Source organism: Thalassotalea sediminis (genome assembly GCF_030295915.1).
Taxonomy (GTDB): domain Bacteria; phylum Pseudomonadota; class Gammaproteobacteria; order Enterobacterales; family Alteromonadaceae; genus Thalassotalea_C; species Thalassotalea_C sediminis.
The window spans coordinates 2782581-2795805 of sequence record NZ_AP027361.1; the positions used below are offsets into that span (position 1 = coordinate 2782581).

A 13225-nucleotide genomic window follows, 5' to 3' on the forward strand; every position below is an offset into this window, starting at 1 on the left:
GACGTTTAAATTTACTATGTTAGGTAAATTCGGAGCCGATTTTGAAACAAAGTCCAAATGATCATAAATCATACCAAGCCATAACCTTAGCAAATGGTTTACGTGTGTTACTTGTTCATCATAAGGAATCTAAAAAATCTGCTGCAGCACTTGCTGTCAACGTAGGACACTTTAGTGATCCTGATAATCGTCAAGGTATGGCTCATTTTCTCGAACATATGCTGTTTCTTGGTACAGAAAAATATCCCGACGGCAGTGAGTATCAAAAGTTTATTAGTCAATATGGCGGTACAAACAACGCTTGGACAGCAACCGAGCACACTTGTTTCTTTTTCGATATTCACCATTTACATTTTGATCAAGCACTCGACAGGTTTAGTCAGTTTTTTATTGCGCCATTATTGTCTGAAGAATTTGTGAATAAAGAACGCAAAAATATTGATGCGGAATTTAAGCTTAAACTTAAAGATGATATCCGACGCTTATACGATGTTCATAAAGCAACTATAAACCCAGAACATCCATTCTCTAAATTTTCTGTCGGTAATACAGAAACTCTTGCAGATAACACCCCAAGCACGTTAAGAGATGAAGTAGAAGCATTTTTCAAACAACACTACAATGCAAGAGCAATGACGCTTGTGCTGGAAGGACCACAATCAATTGATGAGCTAAGTGCGCTAGCAAAAGCCCATTTCAGCGAAATTGTAGATGGTGTTTTACCCGATGCTTTGCCAAACGTACCCTTGTATTTATCGCACCAACAAGCGGTAAAAATTGAAGTATGCCCTGTCAAAAATGAACGGCAGCTAATTATTAGTTTCGCCCTGCCAAGCATTGATCAATATTATCGTCATAAGCCAGAGTCTCTTTTAGCTTACTTACTAGGACATGAAGGTAAAGATAGCATCTTATCTTATCTAAAAAATCGTCAGTGGGCTCTAGGCTTAACTGCAGGCTCAGGTATTAATGGTTATAATTTTAAAGACTTTAATATTAGTATTCGTTTAACAGAAAACGGGCTTAACCATACAGAAGACATTATCGACGCCATTTTCTTTTATATTAGAATGTTAAAACAAACATCATTACCAACATTTTATTATCAAGAAAAAAAAGCGATTGCTGAACTTGCCTTTCAATACCACGAAAAATGTAAGCCTCTAGACTCAGTCAGTCAGTTAGTGATTAATATGCAACATTACCCTATCGAAGATTACATTTACGGGGATTATATGATGCAAGGAATGGATCAAGAAATCATTAATCAATTGCTTGAAAAACTTACCCCTGAAAACATGCGAATCATTGTGGTAGACCCTAGTACCAAAGGAAATCAAACAACTAAGTGGTATCAAGTACCTTATACCGTTAGCAAGATATCCAATAACAATTTACTACGTTGGCATAATGTCAAAACATCGTTACCTTTACAGTTACCACCACCTAATAATTATATAGTTGCTAATCCTGATATTTATGATGATCAAGAGGAAAAACACGCGGTACCGCAATGTATCACTAAACAAAATGGTTTGACGCTTTGGTACAAACAAGATCAAACATTTAAAGTACCTAAGGGCTATATTTATATCGGTATTGATACACCTGCGACACTGAAAAATGCGCAAACAATTGCCATGACACGTCTATATGTTGACCTTTACACAGAATCCGTGATCGAACGCCATTACGATGCAGAACTTGCTGGTATTCATTATCACCTTTACGCACATCAGGGTGGCTTAACATTACAATTATCAGGAATAAGTGAGAAGCAAGGACAACTGCTAGCAGAACTGTTAAGTGAGCTCCAAAATTTTGATTACCAAGAAGAAAAATTCAAGCTATTAAAAAAACATCTTATAAACCACTGGAAAAATGCAGATAATAGCAAATCAATATCACAGTTATTTTCGGCGCTTAGTTCAACAATGCAACCGAATGCCCCTAGTACAAAAGAGCTTGCCCATGCATTATCTCAGGCAGACTTTGCTACATTTAAAAGCTTTTGCAAAGAAATATTTAAACAAGTGAATATTGACGTATTAATTCACGGTAACTGGCAATCTTCGCACGCCAAAGACATTGAACAAATTATTAAAAACGCCTTCGCACAACAACTTTCAGGTGATGCAAAAGAAGAAATAGCGTTACTTAATCTTGCCGGACAAGGCAGTATTTATTATCCATTAGCCTTACCAGATCATGATCATGCGGCCGTTATTTACTATCCAATGGAGAATAGAGACTTAAAAACAATTGCACTTACCATGGTAATAAGTCAAATTTTGTCGCCTCAATTTTTTCAACAAATGCGTACAGAACGCCAATATGGATATTTAGTCGGTGTTGGCTATGTACCAATAAATCGTTATCCAGGCATTGCATTTTATATCCAATCACCTAAATACGATGCCGATGCTCTGCTTGCGGCTATGGATGATTTTATTAATGTTAGTGAAAACTATATTGAAGAGATGACGAACGAAGATTGGCATCAATTACAAAGCGGACTCGCCAGCCAATTACAAGAAAAAGACACAAGTCTACGAATTAAAAGCCAACGATTCTGGAGCGCAATATGTAATCAAGAATTCGCATTTAATCAAAAGAAAAAACTTATCTCATCACTCATGGCACTTGATAAAAGTGATATAAAACAATTTTTAATTACGCAGTTAACTGCCCATAATGCGCCACAAGACCGCATATGTTTAGCATCGTTAACGGAAGTTTCATCACAAAAGACACAAAAGTTGCAAAATAAATTGAAAAATATCTCATTAAAATATTAGCACAGCCGATAAAGTAATTTGTAAAAGTACGTAAAACAAAGGTGTGCAGACTAATAATTTCGTCAAAAAGTTGACTTAACCATTATTCTGCTTTGTAATGGACTAAATAATAATAATACATAACGTATTACTAGGTAGTGATAAGTGCGTCTTTCTAATTCCAAACTTTTGATTTTGTTAGCTAATATTCTTATATCTATACTTTCGCTAACCTTTGCTCTTTTTTCTACTTTTTCAATTGCTACTACGCAGATAGATTTAAATGGTGCACCTTTAACAGTTCAGCACTTGAAACCCGCCCAAGGCCTCTCTCAGAACTACGTTTTTGACATGGTTCAAGACAGTGATGGTTTTATTTGGATAGGTACCGACGATGGTTTAAATAAATTTGATGGTAAAACATTTAAACAATACCGTTTTAATTCACTAGAAGAACATTCACTTGCTGGCAATAGTATCAGGAACCTTTTAATAGATTCAGATGATAACCTTTGGATTGGTACCGATAATGGCTTAAGTGTTTATAACCGTCAGTTAGACAACTTTACCACCTTTCGATCCGAGCCAAACAATGATAGTAAGCTTACCGATAACTTCATTTGGCAAATATACGAAGATAAAGCACAGAATATTTGGGTAGCAACCGAGCAAGGTTTACATAAATTTGACAAAGAAGAGCGTACATTTACGCGCATTAAAGTACGCAAAATATCTGATAATACCTTGCTCAATTTCAAGGCAATACGTACCTTCTTCCAAGATCAAAAAGGTAACTATTGGATAAGTAACTATGACGGTGATTTCTACATACTCACCCCTAATTTAACGCCTGATACGGTATTAACTAACCAAGTTGCAACAACGCTTAATGAAAATAATCTAAAAATAAGACACATTGAGTATTATCAACAGAAAAATCATTACTGGATGGCGATAAACAATTATGTTGTTATATTGGATAATAACTACAATCTTTATCGAAAATATGAATTAAATCAGTCAGATGTCAATGTATCCGAAGTAAGAAGCTTTGGTAAACTTAATGACGCATTGTATTGGGTAGGCACAGATAATGGTTTATATTCTATAAACCCACTTGAAGACGAAGCATTTAAGCATCGATTTTCAAATATTACAGATCACGCATTTAACTCAAACATCATCAAAATATTGATAGATAAAGAAAAACATATTTGGGTCGGTACATTAAATGGCTTAATTAAAGCTAACTACTCTGCTTTATTGATCACGCATAGTAAGAACTTAGCAACGCCAATCAGTGGCAATATCGAAAATATTCAATCATTTGGTGAACATGTTCTCTTCTCGCAAGATGGCGAGCTAGCACTATTTAATACCTATCAGAACAGTTTTCAATTGCTTCCTCTCGAAAATAGTGTAGATCAAATTATGCAAATTAATGGGGAAGCATACATCGCTACCATGCAAAATGAGCTTTATCATTTAGAGAGTAACTCCCTAACGTTTACACCCATTAAGCAATGGAAAGAAACCTCAAGACACTCGTTGGGTATTAATTTAATAGGCATCAATAATAAAATTTGGTACATCGATAATTCAAATATTCTTTCATCTTTTGATTTAAAGAGTCTGTCTACCACACAGTATTTAGATGATAATAAATTTCTTAATCTATCAAAGTCTTACAATAACCAATTAATATTAATATCTGACAATAAAGAGATCATATATTACAACCCTGAAAATGATCAAAGTGACACTTTTCAGGTCAAGAATAACAACTTTATATATCAAGACATTTTAACAATTCAAGATACCCAACAGCACTTAATCTTAGGCTCAAGTTCACAAGGTGCTTTAGTTATTAATAAAAAGACAAAAAACACTACTTGGTTTAATGAAACATCAGGTCTTTTAAATAATTTCATTACAGACATTGTGTTAGATAGCAACGGTAATTTATGGTTAAGCAGTAACAAGGGCTTTAGTTATTTAGAAATAGACACATTAAAAATTAGAAATTTTTATAAAGACTTTAATTTAGAGAATAATGAAAACTACGCACACAGCTCTACCATTGATAAAAATGGCAACATTTACTTTGGTGGTAATAATGGCTTTAACTGGTTTTCTCCAGAGCAACTACTAACCTTTGAGTTTGAAATATTAAAACCGGTTTTAACGAAACTATTAATAGCAAACAAAGAAGTAGATGTTAAGTTAGAAGCTCCTAAGCATGTAAAATCCTTGCCTGCTCAATTAAATACGCTTGAGGAAATAACGTTAGAACACATTCATTCACCTTTTAGTATTGAGTTCATTTCTCCAAACGCCAGCCTACCAGAGCAACTTGTTTATCGTTATCGTTTAATAGGAGTAGATGAAAACTGGCTTACAACAAATGAAAGTAATTTACGCGCTACCTATACCAACTTAAGTGCGGGTAGATATACCTTTGAAGTACAGGCGTTTGACCGTTATTCCCCAGAAACTTTTGCCTCGAAAAAACTCACAGTAAACGTATTACCACCTTGGTGGCTGTCAGGTAGTGCGATATTAGTATACAGCCTAGTAGCGTTGCTTACACTGTCGTATTTACTTCAACAATTTAGACACAAGCGTATTTACCACCTTCAAATAAAAGCGAGCGAAGAGCGATTGAAATTATCACTGTGGGGTAGCGGTGATGAAATGTGGGACTGGAATATCAAAAACGGTAAAATTTATCGTTCAAATATCTGGGGGATTTTAGAATTTCCACAAGACGGAAAACGAAATTTGGGTAACAGCGGTGACAATGAAACGAATGTAAATAAAGGTGATATTGCGCGAATTACCAAGGCACTACAAGATCACTTTGATGAAAAAACAGAGCATTTTGAGGCAACGTACCGCGTAAAAGATAAACAAGGCAACTGGATATGGATTTTAGATCGCGGCAAAATTGTTGAGCGAGATGATCAAAACAATCCCGTGCGAATGACCGGTACCTTAAAAGATATAAGCCAAATCAAGAAAGCAGATGAACGTTTAAAATTATTTGCTAAATGCTTCGAAAATATTTCTGATGCTGTCGTCATTTATGATCGTCAGTTTTATGTCGTCGATGTTAATAAGGCATTTCAGCGCATTACCGGCAAAACCAAACGACATATGATTGGTCAGCCCCTTAAATTTAAACAATACCCTGATAGCTTTGCCAACACAGTTAAACAACACTTACTCACAAAAGGGAGTTGGCACGGTGAAATAGAGAGTAGACGTGATGACAACCAACTCTACCTCACTGATTTAAACATCGATATTATTCGCGATGAAAATGGCAGTATTTCTCATTTTGTTGGTGTATTTTCTGATATAACTAAACGTAAAGAAACAGAAGCGGAGCTCAGAAAACTCGCCAATAGCGACACATTAACAGGCCTTCCTAATCGATCATATTTCCAGGCCAATCAAACACGTCTTGTGAAAAATAAAGTACCACATGCACTGTTAGTCTTTGATTTAGATAACTTTAAGAAAGTAAATGACTCTATGGGTCATGAAGTCGGAGATGTATTACTTTGTAAAGTAGCAGAAAGAATTCGTTCTGTAGGAAGATCACAAGATACCGTCTATCGATTAGGCGGTGATGAGTTTAGTATTATTGTCGAAAATACTAATGATATTCATACCATCACGACAATAGCAAAAGACATTCTTCGCTCTATCGCTCAGCCGTTAAAGTTAAAAAATCATGAAATTGTGCTCTATTCAAGTATTGGCATCGTGCTATACCCTGAAGATGGTGCGTCACCACAAGAACTGTTAAAAAATGCAGATACTGCAATGTATCACGCAAAAAATGCAGGTGGTAATCGATATAAATTCTTTAATGGTTCCATGAATGAACAGGCCGTTAAGCGACTACAAATCGAAGGACTCATTCGACACGGTTTAAAAGAAGACTTTTTCTCCGTTTTCTACCAACCTAAAATCGAAATTACAACCGGAAAAATTGCGGGGATGGAAGCGTTAGTGCGTTTTGAAACACCTTCGAAAGGTATCATTAGCCCGCTAACGTTTATTCCGGTATCAGAAGAAACCGGACAAATTATCGATATTGGTGAAGTAGTTTTACGTAAAGCTTGTTATGCCACAAAAGTGTGGATTGACTCAGGCCTATTTGATGGTCGTATTGCCGTCAACTTATCCGCGGTACAATTTACCCAGCCAAATCTGGTTGGCATGATCGCCGAAATACTCGCAGAAACAGCTTTACCCGCGAAGCACTTAGAATTAGAAATTACTGAAGGTACCGTAATGGATTCACCTCAACAAGCGATCGATACTATGTTACAAATTCGCGCAATGGGTATTCATTTATCTTTAGATGATTTTGGTACAGGCTATTCATCTCTTGCGTATTTGAAAAAGTTTCCACTAAACACATTGAAAATCGATAAAGCCTTTGTTGATGATATAGAACAATCAGAGCAAGGACGAAACATGGTGGCAACCATTGTGACGATTGCGCATAATTTAGGGCTTCAAGTCGTTGCTGAGGGCGTTGAAACCAACCAACAATTAAGTTTCCTGTCAGGTCTACGATGTGAACAGCTGCAAGGCTATTTATATAGTAAACCACTCGCCACTGAAGACTTCCGTCGTTATTTACTTTCTCATCAAATAACCGACAAATCTACGTCGTTTAACAGAAGTTAATTAAGTAAGACCTCACTTTTAGCTGTCATTTTTATGACAGCGCTCCTGATACAAGTCAACGTCAATTGTTAGCCCTTTAAAATAAAGGGCTAACAATTAATTTACATTATTGGCACAGTAATCGCTTATTCCTTATCGCGTTTAAAACAATAACCGATAAAAGGAAAAATAAAATGCTAAGTTCAATCATCTTATCTTTAGTAGTTAACACTTCTCCAGCACCTGTTGCTGATCAAGATTCACTAATTATTGAAGAAGTTGGCAGAAAAGCTAGTACGATACGTATCAATAATGAATTTGCTATCGAAAAAACTGGTCGTAAAGCAAGTACTATCCGCATAAGTAACGATTTTGATGTTGAAAAAACAGGCCGTAAAGCAAGTACTATTCGCATTAATAACGACTTTAATGTTGAAAAAACAGGTCGTAAAGCAAGTACAATCAGAATTTAAGGTGCATTAGCTATGATTAAACTCATTAAAAACATATTCGCAATCGCACCAAAAGAAAATGCGATAGCGGCAAAAATCCTTATTAAAGAAATGCCTGCAGCCAAGTCACTTTAATGTTGCAAGCAATAGTCATAATCGCTACAAGGATGTTAGCGGCTTTATTAAAGTTTTAGAGATCCTAAACTTTATTTCTACGCGCGGAATATAAGTGCGTTCCAACCAAACAAACGATTAACCTTCATACGCTTTTTCATACAAAACATTGGCCATACAAAAGGCCCAAACATAAACCCTGCAAAAGCCCAACGCTTGCTACCTAAGCCGTTTGAAATCGCCTGACAATAGAAAAATAACGCAGATAAAAGAGCAAAAACAGGAAGCAAAAACAACATAATACTTAATTCCAATATGAGCAACGCAAATCAAAGTGGCGTTATTATAGTCAATTAGAGTATTTATTCAACAACTTTAGAGTAATTAAACTAACTTATCATCCAAGAATATTTAATGCTTTCATGTGTAAAAGTTGGCTCAAAAAAAGAGGCAATAAATTGCCTCTTTTTATTTACCTTTGATTAACAAATCTGGCAATAATTCACCTAGTCATTATAAAATTTTTCACCGTTACTTGCCATAGCAATCAACCGCTCACAAGGTGCATATCTTTCACCATGTAATGCTTTGAATTGATTTAGCTGAGCCACTACATTTTCTAAACCTAGACTATCCATATATCGGAAAGGACCACCTAAAAATGGTGGGAACCCTATACCAAAGATAGCACCGATATCACCATCTCTCGCATTTCTAACAATACACTCATCAAGACATTGAGCGGCTTCATTAAGCATCATATACAAACAACGTTTAGTAATATCCTGTGGCGATAATTTACCGACAGGTGTAACGTTTAATAGGTCATATACGCGCTGATCAACTTCTTTCTTTTTCACATCGTAGCGATAAAAACCTTTTTTCACTTTCTTACCTAAACGACCGTCTTCAATTAGCTTGTCAAAAGCTGCTGGTGGTGCAAAACGTTCACCAAGTTCAGACTGCAAAATAGGGCCAATTTTAGCGCCGACATCAATCCCTACTTCATCCAATAACTGCATTGGTCCTACAGGGAAACCGGCTTTAACTAAAGCTCGATCTAATTTATCGATAGGTTCACCACTTAGTAACAACATCGCAGCTTCGTTCATGTATGGCGCTAAAATACGATTGACATAGAAGCCCGCTTTGTCTTTCACCACAATGGGAGTTTTACCTTGCTTTTTAGCTAGAGCAACTGTAGTCGAAATAACCTGCTCAGATGTCCCCTCATGAGGAATAATCTCTGCGAGCGGCATTTTATCAACCGGCGAAAAATAATGTAGGCCGATTACATTTTCAGGTCGTTGCGCTTTAGCAGCAATTTGTCCAATTGGTAAGCTAGACGTATTACTCGCGAAAATAGTGGAGTCCGCGCATTGTTGCTCAATATCGTTGACCATACTTTGCTTTAAATCAAGGTCTTCAAAAACGGCTTCGATGACAACATTTACGTCGTGAAAACCAGAATAATCAGTAGTTCCCGTGATCATCGCCATTTGCTTTTGCATCTCGCTCTTTTTCATAAAGCGACGTTTGACTTTCTTATTAAGCAAATCAAAGCTGTATTTAAACGCATTTTGTATGCCTTGATGAGCGATATCTTTAATACGAACAGGTAATTTTGCTTTTGTTGCAGTAACAAATGCAATACCTCCGCCCATAAGTCCACCACCAAGCACACCAACTTTATTTATCTTCTCAGGAGCGACACCTTTGACGCCCTGCTCTTTTTTCATTTCAGTTGTCGCGAAAAATATTTGCCTTAACTGAAAGGACTCTGACGTCATAACCAGTTCGCCAAATAAGTCTGCTTCAAGCTGGTACCCCTTTGCTGGTGACTGTTCAACGCCCATTTTTATACATTTAATAATGTTTATTGGCGCGGGGTAGTTACCTTGTGTTTTCTTTACAACCGTTTTTTCTGCTTGATCAAACAATATTTTGCGACCAAAAGGTGTTTTCTCTAATACTTTACCAACAAGGTTTAGTTTAACGGGTTTATAATGATTTTTGCCTGCCTTAATATTTCCCGACAATATTGCCTTTTCAGCAACATCAATTAGCACGGACTCTGGCACAACATCATCAACTAAACCTGCTTTGAGCGCCTGCTTAGCACGCAGTTGTTTACCTGTAAGCATCATGTCCAACGCTTTTTGAATACCAACAAGTTTAGGTAGTCTTTGTGTACCGCCACTCCCCGGAAGTAAACCCAGTTGTACTTCAGGTAACCCTAATGCAGTTTTTGGATTATTTGAACAAATACGTGCATGGCAAGCCATCGCTAACTCTAGCCCACCACCTAAACACGCACCATTAATTGCAGCAACTACAGGAATATTCAGCGAGGCTAATTGTTCAAAAATCATTTGTCCTTGTCGCGACAAAGATGTTGCCTCTTCTGCGGTGTTACAACTTGCCAACATATTAATGTCTGCACCTGCAACAAATGAATCTTTTTTACCGCTATACAAGACTATGCCTAATAATGCGGTATTTGCTTTAATATCTTGCAGTATAGTGGCAATTTCATCAGCAAATGCCGATTTTAAGGTATTCATTGACTCATCAGGCACATCCATAACAAGGTGGCCAATATTATTTTCTTGAATCGTTAATGTGAACGTTCTTTTATCTGTCATTATTCTGTCTCCAACACCATAGCTGCGCCTAATCCACCTGCAGCACATGCGGTTGTTAAGCCAACACCACCGCCGCGACGTCTCAATTCATTAAGTACCTGTGTTATCAAACGCGTACCCGTAGCTGCAAATGGATGCCCATATGCCAATGAGCCGCCCATCACATTAAAGATATCCATGTCTATATCACCAATCGCTTTATCACGACCAAGGTGTTGCTGTGCAAACTTCTTACTACCAAACATTTTAACATTGGCTAACGCCTGTGCGGCAAATGCTTCATGCATTTCAATAAGATCAAGATCTTTTAATTCCATACCAGCACGTTTCAATGCAATTGGAGTGGCATAGCTAGGCCCCATTAACATATCTTCCCATACGTCAATAGCAGCAAATCCGAAACTTCGAATATAGCCTAACGGTTCATATCCTAATTCTTTCGCTCGACCTTCTCGCATCAATAAAATGGCCGAAGCACCATCAGTGAGCGCTGTACTGTTAGCCGCTGTCACAGTGCCATGTTTACGATCAAATACAGGTCGTAATTTTGCGTAACTGGCTAATTCAGAATTTTCTCGAATACAGTTGTCTTTATCAATGAAGTGCTTATAAGGTTCAACATGTGCTGCCATAACTTCATCAGCAAGTTTGCCGTCACGCCAAGATTGCGTTGCCAGTGTATGCGAACGATGAGCTAAAGCATCTTGCTCTTCACGCGTAATGCCATGGGTTTTGGCCATTTGTTCAGCCGTTTGTCCCATTGAAAGACCTGTTGAGTATTCAGCTACGGCTGGAGGAACAGGTAATATATCCTTAAATCGCAACGTTTTAATAAGATTTAGTTTTTGACCAAAGGTTTTCGCTTTGCTCAAATCTAGTAATGTCTTCGCGAACTTTTTCGAGACACCTATTGGGGCAACAGAAGAAGAATCTGCACCACCTGCAATACCTATATCTACAACGCCAGACAAAATAGATTCAGCAACATTAACCGTTGACTGGAAACTGGTAGCACACGCTCTAGAGACACTATAAGCATCGGTATGGACATTCATGCCGGTACCTAAAACAATTTCGCGAGCAATATTAGGCGCTTCTGGCATTTGCACTACTTGACCAAAAATTAGCTGATCGATCAATGTAGGATCAATTTCAGTTTTATTAATAAGTTCATTAACGACAATCTTTCCCAAATCCAAAGCAGGAATGCCGTGAAATGCTGTCGCTTGTTTAGCAAAAGGTGTTCTTAATCCAGCAACAACGGCAATACGCTCACCTGCTGCTGTTTTTAAAGGTAATGACATGATTTTTCCTTATTTTAAAGAGGTCAGACCTCTTTGCTTTTGAATTCATTTTAACGACATTTACAAGGAATTCAACTCACTATAATCGATATAATTTGTCACTTTAGTAGCTACAAGACCACTATTTACCCCACAAGTATATGAAATTCTAGTGATTGTGCTGTAATGTAGCACATAAAAAATAGTTACAATTTATAAGTAGCACTTGTTTTCGTATTAGGAAACCATATATAGAAGCAAGAGTCTGAAATCTTCAGTAAAAATTAATTAACAAAAAAGAACAATTATCATGGCTATTGAGTATTTTTCATCACTTAAAGAACATTTATCAGCCCAAATTGTTGGACAGGAAGCATTAGTTGAAAATCTACTAATCGCATTATTGGCAAATGGTCATTTGATCGTTGAAGGCCCTCCTGGTTTAGCAAAAACACGTGCCGTAAACGCTCTCGCACAAGGTGTTGAAGCAGACTTTCATCGCGTGCAATTTACACCCGATTTACTACCTGCGGATTTAACCGGCACCGACATCTATCGTCCAGAAGACGGGAGCTTTGTTTTTCAATCAGGCCCATTGTTTAGAAACTTAGTACTCGCAGATGAAATTAACCGAGCACCAGCTAAAGTACAATCGGCTTTATTAGAAGCGATGGCTGAAGGCCAAATTACTGTGGGTAAGAATACCTATAAATTACCTGACTTGTTCCTTGTTATGGCAACACAAAACCCTATTGAGCAGGAAGGTACTTATCCGTTGCCAGAAGCGCAGCTTGACCGCTTTCTTATGCATTTAGAAATTGACTACCCTGATGCTGCAAGTGAACTTGAAATATTAAAAATAAATCGTGGTGAAGCACTTAATAAAACGGCAACCAAAATCAGTCAAATATCTCAAAGCGACATTTTCGCGGCAAGAGAACAAGTCCTTAAAATACATATGGCACCAGCAATTGAAACCTATATTGTTGACTTAATAATGGCGACGCGCCAACCTGAAAAATATGACGATAAACTCAAACAATGGTTGGCATTTGGTGCAAGCCCTAGAGCGACAATTGCTCTTGATCGCTGCGCAAGAGCACGAGCTTGGTTACATGGACGCGACTTTGTTGGCCCAGAAGATGTACAAGCCGTTGTGCATAATGTGCTACGCCATCGCTTACTCCTGACCTATCAAGCAGAAGCAGAAGGCATAACAACAAATGCACTTATTGATCATATTTTGTCTCAGGTTGCCGTAGGGTAAA

The 13225-nt window shown here is 37.4% G+C and carries 6 protein-coding genes; 4 read left to right on the forward strand and 2 right to left on the reverse strand.

Features of this window, described 5'->3' with window-relative positions:
* Positions 1–41 precede the first annotated feature (41 nt).
* The 3 genes from QUE09_RS12825 (at position 42) to QUE09_RS12835 (ending at position 7936) form a co-directional block, all read left to right on the forward strand.
* Positions 42–2798 carry an insulinase family protein gene (locus tag QUE09_RS12825; RefSeq protein WP_286233160.1) on the forward strand — a complete coding sequence of 919 codons (2757 nt, stop codon included), beginning with the start codon at positions 42–44 and terminating at the stop codon, positions 2796–2798.
* Between the two features lie 144 nt (positions 2799–2942).
* Entirely contained in the window at positions 2943–7484 is a 4542-nt protein-coding gene (locus QUE09_RS12830) for an EAL domain-containing protein (protein WP_286233161.1), read from the forward strand.
* 173 nt (positions 7485–7657) lie between these two features.
* Positions 7658–7936, forward strand: a complete 279-nt coding sequence (locus tag QUE09_RS12835) for a hypothetical protein (protein WP_286233162.1) — start codon at positions 7658–7660, stop codon at positions 7934–7936.
* 599 nt (positions 7937–8535) lie between these two features.
* On the opposite strand, the gene fadJ is transcribed toward QUE09_RS12835, so the two are convergent.
* Entirely contained in the window at positions 8536–10674 is a 2139-nt protein-coding gene (gene fadJ / locus QUE09_RS12840) for a fatty acid oxidation complex subunit alpha FadJ (protein WP_286233164.1), read from the reverse strand.
* On the reverse strand, positions 10674–11978 hold the full coding sequence (gene fadI / locus QUE09_RS12845) for an acetyl-CoA C-acyltransferase FadI (RefSeq protein ID WP_286233165.1): 1305 nt from the start codon (positions 11976–11978) through the stop codon (positions 10674–10676). The genes fadJ and fadI overlap by 1 nt, the downstream gene beginning before the upstream one ends.
* Before the next feature lie 289 nt (positions 11979–12267).
* Here fadI and QUE09_RS12850 point away from each other — a divergent pair, with 289 nt between their 5' ends.
* Complete coding sequence (locus tag QUE09_RS12850; RefSeq protein WP_286233166.1) at positions 12268–13224, forward strand: AAA family ATPase; 957 nt, start codon at positions 12268–12270, stop codon at positions 13222–13224.
* The last annotated feature ends 1 nt before the right edge of the window (position 13225 follow it).